Source organism: Burkholderia lata (assembly GCF_000012945.1).
Lineage (GTDB): Bacteria > Pseudomonadota > Gammaproteobacteria > Burkholderiales > Burkholderiaceae > Burkholderia > Burkholderia lata.
On the sequence record NC_007511.1, the window covers coordinates 2,771,033 to 2,789,802 of the forward strand.

15 protein-coding genes are annotated in these 18,770 nt (G+C 69.0%); 5 read left to right on the forward strand and 10 right to left on the reverse strand.

All coding sequences use genetic code 11. The features are described from left to right. Nucleotides 1-21: 21 nt before the first annotated feature. The 7 genes from BCEP18194_RS34905 to BCEP18194_RS34935 form a co-directional block, all read right to left on the reverse strand. Entirely contained in the window at nt 22-1,344 is a 1,323-nt protein-coding gene (locus BCEP18194_RS34905; RefSeq protein ID WP_011356026.1) for a TolC family protein, read from the reverse strand. Nucleotides 1,345-1,587: 243 nt separating this feature from the next. After that, entirely contained in the window at nt 1,588-2,778 is a 1,191-nt protein-coding gene (locus tag BCEP18194_RS34910; RefSeq protein ID WP_011356027.1) for a phosphotransferase enzyme family protein, read from the reverse strand. Nucleotides 2,779-2,819: 41 nt separating this feature from the next. Then, nucleotides 2,820-3,452 (reverse strand): nicotinamide riboside transporter PnuC, encoded by a 633-nt coding sequence (gene pnuC, locus BCEP18194_RS34915; RefSeq protein ID WP_011356028.1) that lies wholly within the window; start codon nt 3,450-3,452, stop codon nt 2,820-2,822. A 59-nt stretch (nt 3,453-3,511) separates the two neighbouring features. Next, nucleotides 3,512-5,743, reverse strand: a complete 2,232-nt coding sequence (locus BCEP18194_RS34920; protein ID WP_011356029.1) for a TonB-dependent siderophore receptor — start codon at nt 5,741-5,743, stop codon at nt 3,512-3,514. 603 nt (nt 5,744-6,346) lie between these two features. Next, entirely contained in the window at nt 6,347-6,550 is a 204-nt protein-coding gene (locus BCEP18194_RS34925; RefSeq protein WP_011356030.1) for a DUF2970 domain-containing protein, read from the reverse strand. 122 nt (nt 6,551-6,672) lie between these two features. Further along, a complete protein-coding gene (locus BCEP18194_RS34930) occupies nt 6,673-8,814 on the reverse strand; it encodes a pyridoxamine 5'-phosphate oxidase family protein (RefSeq protein ID WP_011356031.1) in 2,142 nt (713 codons plus the stop codon). 36 nt (nt 8,815-8,850) lie between these two features. After that, nucleotides 8,851-9,495: a glutathione S-transferase family protein gene (locus BCEP18194_RS34935; RefSeq protein ID WP_011356032.1), complete on the reverse strand. Its 645-nt coding sequence runs from the start codon at nt 9,493-9,495 to the stop codon at nt 8,851-8,853. A 126-nt stretch (nt 9,496-9,621) separates the two neighbouring features. On the opposite strand from BCEP18194_RS34935, the gene BCEP18194_RS34940 reads away from it, so the two are divergent. Continuing rightward, the gene (locus BCEP18194_RS34940) at nt 9,622-10,563 is read left to right on the forward strand and encodes a LysR family transcriptional regulator (RefSeq protein WP_011356033.1); all 942 of its coding nucleotides are present in this window, start codon (nt 9,622-9,624) and stop codon (nt 10,561-10,563) included. A 130-nt stretch (nt 10,564-10,693) separates the two neighbouring features. On the opposite strand, the gene BCEP18194_RS34945 is transcribed toward BCEP18194_RS34940, so the two are convergent. Together BCEP18194_RS34945 and BCEP18194_RS34950 are read right to left on the reverse strand one after the other, a co-directional pair. Beyond that, nucleotides 10,694-11,161 carry a hypothetical protein gene (locus tag BCEP18194_RS34945; protein ID WP_011356034.1) on the reverse strand — a complete coding sequence of 156 codons (468 nt, stop codon included), beginning with the start codon at nt 11,159-11,161 and terminating at the stop codon, nt 10,694-10,696. A 63-nt stretch (nt 11,162-11,224) separates the two neighbouring features. Continuing rightward, complete coding sequence (locus tag BCEP18194_RS34950) at nt 11,225-11,866, reverse strand: TetR/AcrR family transcriptional regulator (RefSeq protein ID WP_244273011.1); 642 nt, start codon at nt 11,864-11,866, stop codon at nt 11,225-11,227. Between the two features lie 103 nt (nt 11,867-11,969). Here BCEP18194_RS34950 and BCEP18194_RS34955 point away from each other — a divergent pair, with 103 nt between their 5' ends. From BCEP18194_RS34955 to BCEP18194_RS34965, 3 genes are read left to right on the forward strand one after another with little or no spacing between them, the layout of a single operon-like run. Further along, nucleotides 11,970-12,872: an SDR family NAD(P)-dependent oxidoreductase gene (locus BCEP18194_RS34955; RefSeq protein WP_011356036.1), complete on the forward strand. Its 903-nt coding sequence runs from the start codon at nt 11,970-11,972 to the stop codon at nt 12,870-12,872. Beyond that, nucleotides 12,869-14,443, forward strand: a complete 1,575-nt coding sequence (locus BCEP18194_RS34960) for a flavin-containing monooxygenase (protein WP_011356037.1) — start codon at nt 12,869-12,871, stop codon at nt 14,441-14,443. The genes BCEP18194_RS34955 and BCEP18194_RS34960 overlap by 4 nt, the downstream gene beginning before the upstream one ends. Nucleotides 14,444-14,450: 7 nt before the next feature. Then, nucleotides 14,451-15,434: an alpha/beta fold hydrolase gene (locus BCEP18194_RS34965; RefSeq protein WP_011356038.1), complete on the forward strand. Its 984-nt coding sequence runs from the start codon at nt 14,451-14,453 to the stop codon at nt 15,432-15,434. 57 nt (nt 15,435-15,491) lie between these two features. On the opposite strand, the gene BCEP18194_RS34970 is transcribed toward BCEP18194_RS34965, so the two are convergent. Beyond that, on the reverse strand, nt 15,492-15,890 hold the full coding sequence (locus tag BCEP18194_RS34970; RefSeq protein ID WP_011356039.1) for a carboxymuconolactone decarboxylase family protein: 399 nt from the start codon (nt 15,888-15,890) through the stop codon (nt 15,492-15,494). Nucleotides 15,891-16,249: 359 nt separating this feature from the next. Here BCEP18194_RS34970 and BCEP18194_RS40915 point away from each other — a divergent pair, with 359 nt between their 5' ends. Next, nucleotides 16,250-18,652 (forward strand): collagen-like triple helix repeat-containing protein, encoded by a 2,403-nt coding sequence (locus BCEP18194_RS40915; RefSeq protein WP_095211910.1) that lies wholly within the window; start codon nt 16,250-16,252, stop codon nt 18,650-18,652. The last annotated feature ends 118 nt before the right edge of the window (nt 18,653-18,770 follow it).

Below are 18,770 nucleotides of genomic sequence, written 5' to 3' on the forward strand. Positions count from 1 at the left end.
GTAAGAGAGGCGTCTGGTGCGCTATTGCGCGACCGGTGCAAGCGGCGCGAGCGGCGTACCGACGAGCCGGCCGATGTCGGCGCGGGCCGTATGCGCATCGGCGAGCGCGCGCACGTATTGCGACTGGCCCTGGAACAGCGTGCGTTGCGCGTCGAGCACGTCGAGGAAGCTGAACTTCCCGAGCTCGTAGCCGCGCGACATCGCATCGAGCGCGAGGCGCGCGGCCGGCAGGATGTCGGCCTTCAGCCGCTGCGCTTCCTGCGCGGCGGCTTCGAAATTCGTGTACGCCTGCGTGAGGTCCAGCCGCAGGCGCGTACGTTCGCGATCGAGATCGGCATTCGCGCGCTCGGCCTTGTGTGTCGCCTCGAGCAACGCGCCCTTGTTCGTGTTGAACAGCGGAATCGGGATCGACACGCCGACCACCGCCTGGTTGTCCGGCACGCCGCCCGTGGTCACGCGCTTCACGCCGGCGCTGATCGTCACGTCCGGAATGCGCCGCGCGCGTTCGAGCGACACGGCCGCGTTCGAGCGCAGCATCTCGGCGCGCGCAACCCGCGCGAGCGGCGCATCGTCGAGCTGCGCGGTGAGCGCGGTCAGCGGCTCGACCGGCGGCACGGCTTCAAGATCGCCCTGCACGGCAAGCCGGCCGTCGCGCGCTTCGCCCATCACCGCATTCAGCTTCTCGCGTGCGACCTCGACACGGCCGCGCGCGGTCACGACTTCGATCTGCACGCCGGCCGCCGCCACGTGCGCCTTGGTCGCCTCGACCGGCGACACCTTGCCGGCCTGCGCACGGCGGTTCGCGAGATCCGCAGAGCGCGCGGCGATCGCGGCCGATTCCTCGGTCACCTGAAGCTGGCGCTGCGCGGCGAGCAGCCCGTAGAACGCGGCGATCACGTCGGCGCGCACGACCGCGCCCTGCTCGTCGAGCGATGCATTGGCCGCTTCCCTGCCGTACGACGCGACATCGAGCCGCGCGCTGCGCTTGCCGCCGAGTTCGATCGTCTGGTTGATCATCGCGGTCGACGTGCGTTCGGCGCGACGAAACCCTTCCTGCAGGAACGACACTTCGGGATTGGGGCGCGCGCCGGCCTGCATCAGCGCGCCGGCCGACGCGTTGACGTCCGCGCGCGCGCCGCGCAGCGCCGGATTGTTCCGGGCTGCGACGGAAAGCGCATCGGTGAGCGTCAACGAAGTGGAAGGGAGAGCGTCGGGGGGCGGTGCGCCGATCGGCGCGGCGCTGCCGGAGGCAGCCGGCGCCGGCCCCGGCGACAGCGACGGCTGCGCATGAGCGGTCGCGGCCATCGCGAAGACGATGGCCACGGCGAGGTTGAGCTTGAGCATGTTCGGTTCTGCGGTAACGGTTCGCGACCGATGCTACGGTCCGGCCGCAGTGCGAACATGAGGCGAAGATGACATTTCCGTCATCTTGGGCGCAGCCGCGCGCACGCGTGCAGCGACCCGCGGGAGCCATGCCCCGCTTCGGCGATCAGGAGAATTCGATGAACGTGCGACGCAACGATCGCACGGAAGATGGCGGTGACACGGGGAATCGGTACGCGTGCGCGGCGATCCCCCGCAGGCGAATCAGGCAGCGCCTTGCTTCGCGCGCCGCCGCTGCACGAGCCAGTCGAGCAATTGCCGGCCGTCGCGCTCGCCGAACCAGCGCGCGTGACCGATCAGGTAGCCGTCGTACGCGATGTCGACGATGGCCGGCGCATCGATGATGCAGCCGAAATAGGCGACTTCCGACAGCGCGAACTCCGTATGCACGATCGGTAGCAGCGCAACCAGCGCCGCATACGCTTCGTCGCTCAGCGGTTCGAGCGATTCATACCCGTCGAGCAGTGCATCGATCTGCGCATACTCGACACGGCGCGCATCGGCCGGCGCCATCCAGTCGACCGTATTGCGCTCGATCGCGAGCGCGAGATCCATCACCGCGCAGGTGCGATCCGACAGCCCGAAATCGAGCACGGTCCGCACTTGCGCGCCGGGCCCAGCCTCGGTCCACAGCAGGTTCGACGCATGCCAGTCGCCGTGTGTCCACAGCGGCGGAAGCGCAGGCAGCAGCGGCACGAGGCGCGCATGATACGGGCCGATCGCATCGGCCACGTCGCCGCGCCAGTCGCGCGTGCCGAGCGCGCGCACAAGCAGCGGCTGCGCGTCGACCCAGCGTTCGAGCGCACCCGCCAGATCAGTGGACGACAGCACGCGAAAGCTCGACAGCAGCGTACGCACGGGCCGCGCCGGCGCATCGTAGCCGGCCGACGCGCGATGCAGCTCGGCCAGCGCGCGGCCGGCCGCGAACGCGTGCGATGGATGCGTGAACGGCTGCCACGACATCACGCCGCGATACGGGTCGACACCGGGCGCCCGCACGTGCACTTCGTAGGTCCAGTCGCCGGACGCGAACGCGGTCGCGCCATCGCGATCCGCGAGTATGTCGACCACGGGCATCCCGCGTTCGCGCAGATGCGCGATGAAGCGATGCTCTTCCTCGAGCCCTTCGACATCGCGCAGGCTCACGTGATGACGCTTGACGAACAGCCCGCGCCCGTCCGTCATCTGCACCAGGACCGCCGCCGCGAACTGCCGCGGGCTATGCCATGTGAGCCGCGCCGGCTCGCCGGCGCCGTCGATCCGTGCGAGCACCGCCGCCACCTCGTCGTGCGTCATCAGCGGCCAGTCGCGTTCGGCCAGCTCGCCGTCGACACCGAATTGCGGCGGCGCGACGTCACGCGACAGGGATCCGTCCGGCTCGAGTGGGAATGACATGAACGACGTTGCTCCGTGGTTGATTCAGATCGACGCGTGGCTCAACGCGCGCCGCCGCCCGTTGCCAGCGCACCGCCGGCCGCCGCGCGCAGCGCCGCGGCCGTGCGGCTCCAGTCGCGCCAGCCGACGACGGCCAGCCCGATGAACAGCGCATAGAGTCCGGCCGTCAGATACAGTTCCTTGAACACGAACATCCCGACGTACACGACGTTCACGACGATCCACAGCCCCCATGACGCGATGTAGCGCCGCGCGGTCCAGTATTGCGCAACGAGGCTGAACGCGGTCAGCGAGGCATCGACGAACGGCAGCGCCGCATCGGTCCAGCGCGCCATCATGCCCCCGAGCAGCGCGCTGCCGACGACGGCCGCGATCAGGTCGGGCAGCATCTGCATCGGCCGCACGCCCGTGACGGGCGCGACGTCACCCGCAGGCGCCGCGCTGCCGTCGGCCTCGCTGGCGCGCTGTGCCAGCCAGCGTTGCCAGCCGTACACCTGCAGCACCGCGAACGCGCCCTGCAGCAGCATGTCCGAATACAGCTTCGCGTCGAAGAAGATCCAGCCGTACAGCGCGACCGACACGAGCCCGACCGGCCAGCACAGCATGCGCCGCTTCGCGGTCAGCCAGATCGCGAGCGCGCTGACGATCACGCCGGCGATTTCGAGTGGGGACATCGTCTGTGCTCTCCAGGTTAGCTGCCGGGGCCGCGCGTCATGCGGCCGGTTCCGGACGGTCAGAAATCATAGGTCAACGACACGCGCGCGGTACGCGGCGCACCCGGGAACAGGTACGCATCGCTCTGCTGCTCGCCCGCGTCGCGCCAGTAGAACTTGTTGAACAGGTTGTCGACCGACACGCGCAGCACCGTGCGATGGCCGCCGATCTTCGTCGTATAGCGCGCGCCGAGATTGAACACGAACCACGACGGCACGCGCGCGGTGCCCTCCTCGTTCGCATTGCGGGCCGCGCTGTATTCGACGCCGCCCAGCACGTTCAGCCCCGCGACGCCCGGCACAGCGTAATCCGCATACACCGTCGCGCGCAGTGCAGGCACGTTGATGATCTGGTGCCCTTCATACGCCGGCGAACCCGAATCGTATGCCCGCGCGCGAATCGCCGCGACGCTGGCCGTCAGCCCGAGCCGCTCGGTCACGCGCCCCGCGGCACCGAGCTCGATCCCCTGATGCCGCTGCGTGCCGCGCTGCACGAACGTGTAGCTGGTGCCCGATGCATCCGGGTCCGCGAACTGGAACGGCTTGCTGATCGAGAACACGGCGGCCGTGAGGCTCAGCCGGTCGAGCCAGTCGTATTTCGCGCCGACCTCGAACTGGTGCGATTCGACGGGCGGCAGGAACGCATACGCGTTGGTCGCGCGCACGGGTGCCTGGTCGCCGAGCGACAGCGCCTTGCTGTACGACGCGTACAGCGACAGCACGTTCACCGGCTTGTAGACGAGCGCGACCTGCGGCAGGAACACCGAGCGGTCGGTATGCGTCGTGTCGCCGTCGAGGCTGCTCCAGCTGCGCTGACGCAGCAGCACTTGCTTGCCGCCCGCGAGCACCTGCCAGTGTTCGCCGATGCTGATGCGGTCGAGCCCGAACACGCCGTACTGCCACGCGTCGAGGCGCGGATACGACGGGCCGGGCGAATTCGGCGACGGCGAAAACGTCGTGTCGGGCCCGTAGACGTTCTCGCTGCCCACGTAGTCGTACACGGCGTCGGCCATGCTCACGACGCGGCGCTGCACGCTCACGCCGAGCGTCAGCTCGTGTCGCAGCGGGCCCGTCGCGAACTTGCCGGTCGTGACCGCGCGCAGGTCGTCGTTGCGACGATATTCGCCGGGGCTGCGGAAGTCATAGACGTCGTAGTCGCCGTTCGCGCCGAAGAAGAACGGCGACGTCGCGCCGGCCGTGCAGCTCGCCGCGTACGAGCAGCCGTATGCGAACGCGCTGTTGTCGTCGATCATCGTGCGGCTGCGGCCGGCGGCGATGTAGGCCTTCCAGTCGTCGTTGAACTGGTAGTCGAAGCGCGCGTTCAGGTTCAGCGCGTCGGTCGTCACCGGCTTCGCCCACGGCTGCGTGCCGAGTGCCTTCGATGTCGTCTTGATCGACGGCACGACGGTTCCGCCGAGCAGCTGGTAGCCGGGTGCGGAACGCTGGATCCACTGCTGGAATTCGGCATTGAGTTGCAAGCTCGCGCGCGGGCTGATGTCCCAGTCGGCGGCAATCGAGCCGAACGTGCGCCGCCCGTTCGTGCCGTCGATGTACGAGTGCATGTTCTCCTTCGCGGCATTGATCCGGAAGCCGAACTGGTTGTCGGGGCCGAAGCGGCGGCCGAGATCGACGGCCGCCGACGTCGAGCCGCGGCTGTCGACGCCACCCGTCACGCTCGCGACGTTCGCCGAGCGCTTCGTCACGAAGTTGATCACGCCGCCCGGCGCGACGACGCCGCTGTCGATGCCGGCCAGCCCCTTCAGGATCTCGACGCGCTCCTTGTTCTCGAGCGGCACGTTCTGCTCGCCGGACACCGTCAGCCCGTCGATCCGGATCGCGCTCGCAAGATCGACCGGGAAGCCGCGGATCGCAAAGCCTTCGAAATAACCGACCGGCGCATAGTCGTTGACGACCGACGCGTCGTTGCGCACGACGTCGCTCAGCCGCTTCGCCTGCTGGTCGTCGAGCTGCGCGCGCGTGACGACGCTCACCGATGCCGGCGTGTCGCGCAGCGGTGTGTCGTCGAGCCCCGCGACCGACGCGTTGCGTACGCGCAGCGCGTTGCCGCGCTCGCCGCTCACCGTGATCGTCGGCAGCGTCGCGCTGCCAGCTGCGTCGGCGTCCGGCGCCGGCGTGTCGCCCTGCGCCGCGGCGGCCTGTGCCGCGAAAAGCGTGATGCCGAGACCGACGCCAAGCCCGACCTTCGCGCGCCGCCGCCGTGCGGGCGACGCTGTTGTTCTATTCACCGTCATTGTTCTGGATGGAAAACTCGCCACTCGACCCTGTCGAAACCCGTTACGAAGCTGCGAAGCGTGCCCGCGACCGGACCCAGCCCTTCCGCCGGACGCATGCACCGGCTCGACATTCATCAGACGAACCGAACGATACGGCACGCAAGCGGGCCGCTCGGCCGGAAAGACGCAGGATGGGACTCGGATTCAGGTGACGCACCGGGAACCGACGCAGCCGTCGACGGATTCGTCGGGGGCGTGTCGGGCGCCGGCTGCATCGCGCGGTCTGGTCATGCGGGGGGACGCTTCGAACGCCTCGGTGCGGGCGCGACGTACTTGCGCGCACCGTTCGATGGAACAGCGGCGTGCCCGTCGCGCGCGACATCGCGGCGCGGCGCGCATTTTACCCCGGACAGGGCTGGCCGCCCTGGAATCGGGCGAAATGGGAGGCGTCGAAGGCGGGAATCGCGAAAGTGCGACTCGGGCGGCACGGCGACGGTGCCGATGTGCGCGTGACTGGCGTCGTGCACGGCCGCCTCGATAACCGGCGCAGGTGCGCGCCGGTCATGCGGCTGGGATTCGGAGCGGGAGCGTGTGCCCGCTCGCGATCCGGCGGCCGGTTGGTCAGAACCCCTGCATCGTCACGGTCGGATCGACGACCAGGTGCACGACGCCGTAGATGACCGCCCCAACGAGTACCGCGAGGATGATCGCCACGAACGGCAGCAGCGTGAAGTTGGCGTTCGCGAGATCGGTTGCGTGCGCCTTGCTGTTGCGTACGCCGAAGAAACTCCACAGGACCAGTTTGATCATGCCGAACAGTTTCATGATTGCGCTCCTTTCATCTATCGGTTGACGCTATCGTCGATCCGACCGGCATCCGAAAAAAGAAGCAGTTGCGCGCGCTTTTCGCGCAGCAGGCCGTCTGCGGCGGCATGTCGCAGGGTGTGTCAGCGGTCGAGCACGAGCGGTTCCGACCCTTGCACGGGCCGCGCGACGCACAGCAGCGCGCACCCGGGTTCGACCGGTGCATCGGGCGCCTGCTCGTAGTCGACCGCGCCGGACAACACGCGCGTCGCGCACGTGCCGCACGACCCGGAGCGGCATTCAGACGGCACATCCACGCGCTGCCCCTCCGCGAATTCGAGCAAAGTGCCGTCGGCGGGCGTCCACGCGGCTTCGCGGCCCGTACGCCGGAACACGATCGGCACGCTCGCCACCGCTGGCGTTGCGGCCGCGCGGGTCGCGCTGCGTACCACGCTCGACGGCCCGAATGCCTCGAAACGGATGCGTTCGTCCGGCACGTTCAGCGCGCGCAATCCGTCGTACAAGTCGCGCATGAATGCAGACGGCCCGCAAAGGTAAAAGTCGTAATCGTCGAACGAAAGGATCCGTTTCAGTTGAGCGATGTCGATGCGGCCGGCATGGGCTGCCGAGCCTTCCTGAGGATGACTGTCGAACCAGTGGAGTGACAACCGTTCGTCGGTGGCCGCGACGCGTGCCAGTTCCTCGGCGAACGGGCGATCATCCGATTCGCGCGCACCGTGCACGAACACCACGCGACGCGACGGTTGGTCGTCGGCCAGTGCACGGCGCAGCATCGCGATCATCGGCGTGATGCCGATACCGGCCGACACGAGCACGGCCGGACGCGGGCTCGCGAGATCGAACGAGAAGCGGCCGCGCGGCATCTGCGCGTCGACCGTCATGCCCAGGTGCGCGTGATCGTGCAGCCAGGCCGATACGCGCCCTTCGCGCTTCACGGTGATCCGGTAATGCGCATCGCCCGGTGCATCGGAGAGCGTGTAACTACGAATCGCCGGCGAATCGCTGCCCGGCAGCGCAACGCGCAGCGTCAGGTGCTGCCCGGCTTCGTAGGCGGGCAACGTGCCGCCGTCCACCGGTTCGAAATGGAACGAGCGGATCGCACGCGCTTCGTCGACGATCTTTGCGATGCGCAGCGGCCGCCATGCGGGTGCCGATGTCGATGCGGGCGTCGATGCCGATGTTGATGTTGATGTTGATTCCGATGTTGATTCGGGTGTGGATGCGGACGGCACCACCACTGCGGCTGCGGCTGCGGCTGCATTTGCGTTTGCGTTCGCGCCTGCACCCGCACCCGCCGCCATCGCCGCGAACTGCGGCGCACGTTCGACCGCCGACCACCGGAACGGCAGCACCGCGCGCATGCGCCGCACCTCCCGCACATGGAACCGCACGACCCGCTGCGCACCGTCGAACGACGCGACGAGCGGCCCGTCCCACACGATCTCGGCGCGCGCAGCCACATACAGCAGGTCGCCGTTGTCGAAATCGACGAACAGCAGCCCCGCGCGCGGATCGTGCTGCAAATTGCCGAGCGTGTTGAAGAAGCGGTTGCCGCTGAAATCCGGCGTCGTCAGCGTGCGCGCATCGTCGACGCGCACGAAGCCCGGCATCCCGCCACGATGCGACACGTCCGCGCCGCGCGCGGCGCCCGCGTCCGCCGACGTGTTCGCGCTCGCGACGAAGAACGTATCGACCTGCGCGAGCAGCGCGCGATCGGCATCGTTCAACGCGTCCGACACGTCGGGCGCGGCGGACGTATCGACTTCCCGTGCGACGAACGTCGGCTTGCGGCCCTGGATGTACTTCGCGCAGTTGCCGAAGCTCTGCTCGACCGCGATCGTCAACGCATCGCCGTCGATCGCGCGCACGACGCCGTTGACGCGATTGCGCCGCCGCGTATCGAATTCGATGCCCAGCCCGCCGAGCGGCGCGCCCGGCTGCCACGCGCCGGCCAGCGGATCGCCCGGCAGCGCGCGCGCCGCGATACGCAGCGTGCGCGCGTCGGGCGACGTCACGAACCCCGGCGCGCCGGCCCGTAGCGTCGCCCACGGCTGGCCGTGCGCATCGACGCCACCGAGCACGAAGAACGGCAGTTGCGCGAAAAACGTCCGGTGCTGGTCCGGCATGAAGCGCCGGATCCCGCGTCGGCCGGCCGAACCCGCAGCCTCCGTCACGCCCGCGCGCTGCTGCACGGCGAGTTCGCCCGCGTGAAACGGCGCACTGTCGAGTTCCCAGCCCGGTACGACGGCGGTCGGGGTGTTCATCGCGTTCTCCCTGAGCAGGCCCGGCTTCGGTGTGCGTTACGCGGCGAGCAGGCCCGCGCGCGTCGTCGGCATCGCGACGAAGCCCGGCAGCGCCTCGATGCGCGCCAGCCACGCACGCACGTGCGGATACGGCTCGAGCGACACGCCGCCCTCCGGCGCGTGTGCGATGTACGAATACGCGGCGATATCGGCGATCGTCGGCTGTGCGCCGGCGGCAAACGGCTTGCCGGCCAGCTCGCGGTCGATCACGTCGAGCACCTTCGCGGCCGTGCGCTTGGCGGCCTCCTGGTCGAGCGTCGCGCCGAACACGGTCACGAGCCGCGCGGCGGCCGGCCCCGATGCGATCGGCCCGGCCGCATACGACAGCCAGCGCTGCACGACGGCCGCGCCGGCCGGGTCGTCGGGCAGCCAGTGCGCGTCGCCATAGCGCTTCGCGAGGTACACGAGGATCGCGTTCGAATCGGCGATCACCGTGCCGCCATCGTCGATCACGGGCACCTGCCCGAGCGGATTGAGCGCGAGGAATGCCGGTTCACGCTGCGCGCCTGCAGCGAGATCGACGTCGACGGTCTCGGACGGCAGGCCGAGCAGCGACAGGAACAACCGGACGCGATGGGCGTGCCCCGAGAGCAGGAACGAATAGACACGAATCGGCGAAGCAGGCTTGCTGGCGGCAGACATGGAAACACTCCGGAATCTCGCGCCGCCGGGGATCGGCGACGAACAACCGCAGCGTAGCGCTCGCCGTTCGTCGCCAGAAGACGGATAATCAAGGAAACATTATCCGCTTTCATAGGACAATCGACGATGGCCGATCTGCGCGACGTGAACCTGAACCGGCTGGCGATCTTCGTCGCGGTGGTCGACGCCGGCTCACTGACAGCCGCGGCCGAGCGGCTCGGCCTGGCGAAGACGGTCGTCAGCACGCACATGCAGCGCCTCGAATCCGAGGTCGGGGCGAACCTGCTGGTGCGCACGACGCGGCGGCTGAGCGTGACCGACGCGGGGCGGGCGTTCTACGACGCGTGCCGCGACATCGTGCGCGCTGCCGAAAGCGCGCTCGACGCGGTGTCGTCCGACACGGGGCCGCTGCGCGGCACGCTGCGCGTGAGCGTGCCGATCGACTATGGCGCGCTGGTCGTCGCGCCTGCCGTCGTCGCGTTGCGCGACCGGCATCCGGGGCTCGACGTCGAACTCGTCGCGAACGACCGCGTGGTCGATCTCGTCGCGGACAACCTCGACGTCGCGATCCGCATCGGCCGCCTCGCCGATTCGAACTATCGGGCGGTGCAGCTCGGCACGTACGAGAAATGGCTGGTCGCCAGCCCCGCGTTCGTCGCGCGCCACGGGCGACCGCAAGATCCGGATGCGCTCGCCGCGCTGCCGTTCGTGATGCTGTCGACGCTGCCGCGCCCGCAAACGGTCGAACTCGAAGATGTGAACGGCGGCACCGCTTCCGTGCGCTGTGTCGCGCAGGTCGTGTCGAACACTGCCACCGCGTGCCGCGCGATCGTGCTGGCGGGCGGCGGCTTCGGGCTGCTGACGGATTTCTCGACCGCCGACGACGTCGCGGCCGGCCGGCTCGTGCGGCTGCTGCCCGCGTGGCGCTCGGCACCGGCCGGGATTCATGCGGTGTATCCGTCGACGCGGCTGCCTTCGCCGAAAGTGCGGGCGTTCGTCGATGCGATGAAGGCGAGGATCGGGGAGACGGTGGGGGCGCCCATGGCGAAGCGTTCACGCCCTGCTTAGCGAAAGAAGGCGGCGCGGCGGGCCGAGGACGAATCTCTTCATGCGCGTCGCATGATCCGACATCCATGACGGCAAGTTCCGCTTCGCCGCTGCCATGGTCCAACGCCAGTCTCGCCAGACAGCAAGCCTGTCACATGAACTTGACGTAGCACGCCTTCTTCTCGACCTGTTCGCGCTTGAATCCGCTGTCGGCCATGCACGCTTCGTACTCGTCGGGCAGCGGCTTCAGATTGAAGATCCGCTGGTCAAACCCGGTGGGCAGGCCATGATCCAGTTCGTCCTGCGCCTCTTCGCAAGTCGCCTTTGCCAGGCTGAGCTTCACGGGCTCACCGGTAATGACGTTGCGGATCTTTTCATATTCCCCGTTCTTGCACGCCGCAATGGCGCCCTTGAGGTGTCGCGTGTAGATCGCATCGCGGCATCGATCCCCTTCCTGGTCCCGGTTCTTGAATTTCGCCGCGAAAGTCTGCGATTTCCACACGGTTTCGTAGGTCGTGGACTCGCTGAACGGCCAGCAGCCGCAGCCCGTCAGCCCCAGGGCAGAGACAGCCATCCCTGCCGACGTCATGCGGCGCAACCATCGGTTTCGTGCTTGCATAGGTTCCTTGTTATCGATTATCGGCATGCATGATCGCGGGCAACCGGCCCCGTTCCCGCGAATCTACCCCGCCTCCCGCAGCGTCCCCAGCAGCACCTTCCTGCAACTCGCGACCATCTGTGCCTCCGGATCGCGATATTCGGTAAGCAGCCACGCCGCGCCGACGTTCGTCATCGCGCCGACGAGCGCGAGCCCGATCAGCCGCTGCTCGATGCGCTCCGCGGGCGTCGCCGCTTCGCGCGGCGCGCCGATCGCCATGATCAGCTTGCCGAAGTCGATCAGCATGCGCTGGTAGGTCATGTCGGTGTCCGCGCTCACGCCCATCACCTCGAGCAGCAGCACGCGCGCCGCGCACGGGTCGCGCAGGAACGCGAAGAACGCGGCGAGCCCCGCATCGACGCTCTCGCGCAGATCGCCGCCGCGCTCGGCCACCGCCCGCGCGACCGCTTCGTGCAGCTGCTGCGCGTGATGCAGGTAGGTGCAGCGCAGCAAATCCTCGGTGCTCTCGAACGCTGCATAAAAATAGCGATCGTTCAGCTTCGCTTCCTGGCAGATCGACCGCACGGTCGCCTTGCGGAATCCGACCGTGCCGAACACGCGCGTCGCCGCGCGGATCAGTGCGTCGCGACGCTCCGCGGCCCGCACCTCGGGCGCCACGCCGCCATACGACCGGCCCCTTTTTTCCGTTTCGAGTGCTTTCTCCATTCCGCTATTTGACATCAGGACACCCGAAAACTAAAGTGGTGACGAACAACACCACATTAGACGCGCCGCCGGCGCAGTGCAAGCGGAACGGGAGGAGCAACAGATGAACGGGTTTTCCGGCAAAGTCGCCGCGATCACGGGCGCCGGTTCGGGCATGGGCCGCAGCCTCGCGGTCGAGCTCGCGCGGCGCGGCTGCGAGGTCGCACTGAGCGACGTCAACGACGTCGGGCTCGCCGGCACGGCGGCCGCCTGCGCGCAGCACGGCGTGCGCGTGAGCACGCGGCGGCTCGACGTGTCCGACCGCGATGCGGTGTTCGCGTGGGCCGATTTCGTGCGCGCCGAGCACGGCAAGGTCAACCTGGTCTTCAACAACGCGGGCGTGTCGCTGGCCGCCAGCGCCGAGACCGCGCGCATCGCCGATCTCGAGTGGATCGTCGGCATCAACTTCTGGGGCGTCGTGCACGGCACCCAGGCATTCCTGCCGCATCTGCGCGCATCGGGCGACGGGCACATCGTCAACACGTCGAGCCTGTTCGGCCTCGTCGCAATGCCCACCCAAAGCGCGTACAACGCGACCAAGTTCGCGGTGCGCGGCTTCACCGAGGCGCTGCGGATGGAGCTCGAACTCGACGGTGCGCCGGTGAGCGCGACCTGCGTGCATCCGGGCGGCGTCGCGACGAACATCGTCGACGCAGGCCGCGTCGATACCAGCATCCATGCGCTCACCGGCCAGGACGAAGCGACTCATCGCCGCCAGGCCAACCGCCTGATCAACGCGACGACGGCCGACGACGCCGCGCGGCAGATCCTCGCGGGGGTCGAGCGCAATGCGCGCCGCGTGCTCGTCGGCGCCGACGCGCGCCGGCTCGACCGGATCGCGCGCCTGCTCGGTGCCGGCTACCAGTGGCTGATGCTGCGCCACGTACGCCGCGCCCGTGCCCGCAACCTTGAACGCGCCGATACCCCGGCCGCGCTCCCGACCACGCCGACCAAGGACCTCGCATGACCTCGACGACGACCGACCGGCGCACCGCGCCGCCCGCTCCCGACGCCCGTGGCGACAGTTACGACCTCGACGTGCTGATCGTCGGCGCCGGCTTGTCCGGCATCGGCGCGGCCTATCACCTGAAGCAGCGCTGCCCGTATGCCAGCGTGGCGATCGTCGAGGCGCGCGACGCGATCGGCGGCACCTGGGACCTGTTCCGCTATCCGGGCGTCCGTTCGGATTCCGACATGTTCACGCTCGGCTACAGCTTCCGGCCGTGGCACAGCGACAAGGCGATCTCGGACGGTCAGACGATCCTCGACTACATCCGCGACACCGCACGCGCATACGGCATCGACAAGACGATTCGCTACGGCCAGAAGGTGGTCGCGGCCGACTGGGATTCGAACCGCGCGCGCTGGACGGTGCGCATCGAGCGCACGCGGGACGGCGCGACCGACACGCTCGTGTACACCTGCCGCTTCCTGTTCATGTGCAGCGGTTACTACGACTATGACGCCGGCTACCTGCCCGACTGGGCGGGGATGGACACGTTCGAAGGCAAGCTCGTGCATCCGCAGCACTGGCCGAAGGACCTGTCGTACGCGAACCGGCGCGTGGTCGTGATCGGCAGCGGCGCGACGGCCGTCACGCTCGTGCCGTCGATGGCGGCCGATGCGCAGCACGTGACGATGCTGCAGCGTTCGCCGACCTACATCGTGTCGCTGCCCGCCCGCGACAAGATCGCGAACGCGTTGCGCCGCGTGCTGCCGTCGCGGCTCGCGCACCGGCTCGTGCGGGTGAAGAACGTACTGCTGACGATGTACCTGTACAACGTGTCGCGCCGCAAGCCCGACCGGACGAAGCAGTTCATCATCCGCGCGGCCAGCAAGCAGGTCGGCCCCGGCTTCGACGTCGCGAAACACCTGACGCCGCGCTACATGCCGTGGGACCAGCGCGTGTGCCTGGTGCCGAATGGCGACCTGTTCAAGTCGATCCGCTCGGGTCGCGCGTCGATCGTCACCGACGAGATCGAGCGCTTCACGCCGACCGGCCTCAAGCTGAAGAGCGGCCAGCAGCTCGACGCGGACGTGATCGTCACCGCGACCGGGCTGAAGGTGAAGATGCTCGGCGGCGCGCGCGTCACCGTCGACGGCCGCGCGGTCGACCTGCCGGACACCGTGTCGTACAAGGGGATGATGTACAGCGACGTACCGAACCTTGCGTCGTCGTTCGGCTACACGAATGCGTCGTGGACGCTGAAGGCCGAGTTGATCGCGCGCTACGTGTGCCGGCTCCTCAACCACATGCGCGCGAACGGCTACGACACCTGCGTGCCACGGCTCGGCACCGGCGATCCCGGCAACGTGCCGGCCGTCAACCTGAGCTCGGGCTACATCCAGCGCGCGGCCGGCATCCTGCCGAAGCAGGGGCACAGCAAGCCGTGGAAGTTCCACCAGAACTACGTGCTCGATCTCGCATCGCTGAAGTTCAGCGGACTCGCCGATTCGGCGATGCAGTTCGAACGCCGCGCGAAAGCCGGCCCGGCCGCCACGACGCCGGTTGCCGAACCCGCACTCGAAACCCGCTGAGGCCGACATGACCCATACGCTCCATCTGATCCAGAACGTGCTGCTCGGCGTCGTCGCGGTGCTCGCCGCGCTCGCGCTGTTTACCGGTTACGTGGCCCGCCGCGTGACGCGCGCGTTTCCGCCCGAAGGCCGCTTCGTCGACATCGGCGGCGACCGCATCCACTACGTCGAATACGGCAACGGCCCGCCGCTCGTGTTCGTCCACGGGCTCGCGGGGCAACTGCGCAATTTCGCGTACCTGCCGCTCGCGCGGCTCGCGCAGCAGCATCGCGTGATCCTCATCGACCGGCCGGGCGCCGGCCGCTCGCTCCGCGGCGCGGGCTCGCAGGCGAACGTGTTCGCGCAGGCCCGCACGGTCGCCGCGTTCATCGACGCGCTGCAGCTCGACAAACCGGTGCTGGTCGGCCATTCGCTCGGCGGCGCGATCGCGCTCGCGGTCGGCCTCAATCATGCGGACCGCGTGAGCCGGCTCGCGCTGATCGCGCCGCTGTCGCACGAGCAGAGCGAGCCGCCCGCGCCGTTCAAGCCGCTGATGCTGCCCTCGCCGCTGGTGCGCCGCTTCGTGTCGTGGACCTTCGCGATTCCGCTGACGATCCTGACCGGCCGCAAGGCCGTGCGCCAGGTGTTCGCGCCGGAAGACGTGCCGCGCGACTTCCCGGTCAAGGGCGGTGGACTGCTCGGGATGCGCCCGCACGTGTTCTATGCGACCGCGACCGACCTGCTGTCGGCACCGGTCGACCTGCCCGCGATGGAGCGCCGCTACCCGGACCTCGCGCTGCCGGTCGACGTGCTGTACGGCCGTGCCGATCCGATCCTGAACTGGCGCGAGCACGGCGAAGCGCTCGCGAAAAAGTCGGCGCGCGTGCGGCTGAAGGTCGTCGAGGGCGGGCACATGCTGCCGGTCACGATTCCGGAAGCGACGGCCGACTGGCTGCTCGAAGTCGCTGCCGCGCCGGTCGAGGTGGCCGCGCCGGCGGCACGCATCGCGTAAGCCGCGACCGCGTGACCGGGCCTGATTCCGTGGCGTGCCGCCGGTGCGGCGGCGGAATCAGGCTTCGTCGTCGGGCACCGACAGCCCGAGATCCGAGATCACCTCCCGTGCGCTGCGGAACGCCTCGACCGCAGCCGGCGCGCCCGCGTACAGCGCGCTGTGCAGCAACACCTCGCGGATCTCGACGAGGCTCGCGCCGTTGTTGAGCGCGCCGCGAATGTGACCCTTCAGTTCCGTGCTACGGCCAAGCGCCGCCAGCATCGCGCACGTGCACAGGCTGCGCGTCTTCAGGTCGATCCCGCCCCGCTGCCACGTGCTGCCCCACGCGTGCTCGTTCAGCCAGTTCTGCAGCGGGCGCGAAAAACCGTCGAGGTCGCGCATCGCGCGCTCGACGAACGCTTCGCCCATCACGTCGGTGCGTCGCGCCTTGCCGTATTCCCTGTCCTGTTCGCTCATGTCCGTGTCCTGTGTGGAGTCGTGGCTGCGGCGGCGTCGTCGGCAGCCGGGGATGTCGCGCCATGTTCATCGGGCCGGCCAGTTTCGTCAAAGATGCGGCCCTCGGTTCGCGGCCGCCGGCGTCACGCGATATCGAACGCTACGTAACATCGCGCCGCGCGTTACGGCGGCTTTCGGGAACATCGCAACCGCCACGCCGGCGCACCCTGCGTGCCCGTCGCGCGAAAGCGCCGGAACTCCGTTTAAATCGCGCGTATATTCCCGATTCCTGCAATAAAGCGCGCCACCGTTTCGGGAATGCTGTCGTGGCGCGGAATTTGCAGAGGAGGCTTGGACACACTTCCAATGTCGAGGCCAACATGCACAAACTCTTCAAGAAGACGACGGTAACGATGGCCGTCTCGTCGCTGCTCGCACTCTATGGCTGCGGCTCGGTCGATGGACCGACGACGCCGCCGACGATCAAGCCGAGCACGTCAGGGACGGGCGGCAGCTCGGGGACTTCGGGGACGTCGGGTTCTTCTGGTACCTCGGGATCTTCCGGCACGTCGGGTACGACTTCCGGGACGTCGGGCACCTCGGGTACCTCGGGTACGTCGGGTACTTCCGGTACGTCGGGTACTTCCGGTACGTCGGGCACCTCCGGTACGTCGGGCACCTCCGGTACGTCGGGCACCTCCGGTACGTCGGGCACCTCCGGTACGTCGGGTACTTCCGGCACCTCGGGCACCTCCGGTACGTCGGGTACTTCCGGCACCTCGGGCACCTCCGGCACGTCGGGTACTTCCGGCACCTCGGGTACTTCCGGCACCTCGGGTACTTCCGGCACCTCGGGTACTTCCGGTACGTCGGGCACTTCCGGCACGTCGGGCACTTCCGGCACCTCGGGCACCTCCGGCACGTCGGGTACTTCCGGCACCTCGGGTACTTCCGGCACCTCGGGTACTTCCGGCACCTCGGGTACTTCCGGTACGTCGGGCACTTCCGGCACGTCGGGCACTTCCGGTACGTCGGGCACTTCCGGTACGTCGGGCACTTCCGGCACCTCGGGTACTTCCGGTACGTCGGGTACTTCCGGCACCTCAGGTACTTCCGGTACGTCGGGCACTTCCGGCACGTCGGGCACTTCCGGTACGTCGGGCACTTCCGGTACGTCGGGCACTTCCGGCACGTCGGGCACTTCCGGTACGTCGGGTACTTCCGGCACCTCAGGTACTTCCGGCACGTCGGGTACTTCCGGTACGTCGGGTACTTCCGGTACGTCGGGTACTTCCGGTACGTCGGGTACTTCCGGTACGTCGGGTACTTCCGGCACCTCGGGCACCTCCGGTACGTCGGGCACTTCCGGTACGTCAGGCACGTCGGGCACGTCCGGCACGTCCGGCACGTCGGGCACCTCCGGCACCGGCATCACCCCCCTCGGCAATGTCCTCCAGAAATCCGGCAACCTCGTGACGGCAGTCGGCACGACGGTCGCGAACGGCGGCGGCCAGATCGGCGGCGTGCAGATCCCCGGCACGAACCCGACGACGGCCACCAGCGTCGGCAACGCAGTCACGAGCCTCGGCAACGGCGTGCAGGCGCTCGGCAACGGCGTCGCGGCCGGCCTCGGCTCGATCGGCGTGTCGGCCAACCCGCTCGGACCGACGCTGACGTCGACCACCGGCCTGCTGACCGGCGCCGGCGGCGCGGTCAACAATCTCGGCAACGCGGTGAAGAGCCTCGGCTCCGGCCCGCTGTCGCCGCTGTCGCCGGTCACGACGCTCGTCGGCGATCTCGTCAACACCGTCGGCGGCGCCGTCAACTCGACCGCGTCGGGCCTCAACACGGCGCTGAACAGCTCGCCGGTCCAGCAGCTCGAAACGCAGGTCGGCAAGGTGATCAACCCGATCACGAACACGCTGACCGGCGGTGTCACGACGCCGGGCGCCACGCAGACGCTCGGCGGCGTCACGCTGCTCGGCACGCCGCTCAACGGCCTGCTGAGCGCACTCGGCAACGGCCTCGCCAGCGCCGGCACGAAGGTCGGCGGCGCAACCGACAACCCGCTCGGCGCCGGTCTCGGCGGCGTCGTGGCGCAGCTCGGCAACACGGTGACGTCCACCGGCGGCCTCGTCCACGACAACAACGCGGGCAGCTCCAGCAGCGGCACGGGCGGCAGCAACCCGCTCGCCCCGATCACGGGCCTGCTCGGCACGCTGACGGGCGGCCTGGGCGGCGGCAGCTCGAGCGGTTCGGGCGGCACCAGCGGCACGAGCAGCGGCGGCCCGCTCGGACCGGTCACGGGCCTGCTGGGCTCGCTGACGGGTGCGCTCGGCGGCCTCGGTTCGAGCGGCACGAGCGGTACCGGCGGAACGAGTGGCACGGGCGGCACCAGCGGCATCGGTGGCGCGGGTATCGGCGGCCTGCTGGCGCCGGTCACCAACCTCGTCAACTCGCTGACCCCGCTCGGCGCCAGCCTCACCGGCACGGTCACGACGCCGGGCGGCAACGTGACGGGCACGCTCGGCGGCCTGCTGTCGAGCGGCCCGGTCGGCACGGTGGCGGGTGCGCTGACGACGCCGGCAGGCGCCGCGGGCGCCATCGGCACGGCCAGCCCCGGCGGTGCAGCCGGCGCGGTCACGACGCCGGCGGGTGGCGGCTCGGTGGTGGGCGGCCTGACCGGCAGCTCGAACGGCGGTGCCGCGGGCGGCGCCGGCAACCTGCTGTCGCCGGTGACGAACCTCCTGGGCGGTCTGCTGGGCGGCGGCAACAAGAAGTAACGCTTTACCTATCAGAACCACAGGCCAATGGCCGGGCGCGCATCCATACAAAGCCCGGCCGACGGCCGGCGTCACCCGCCAAGCGGGGGCGCCGGCCCTCATCCGTACGAGGATCCGA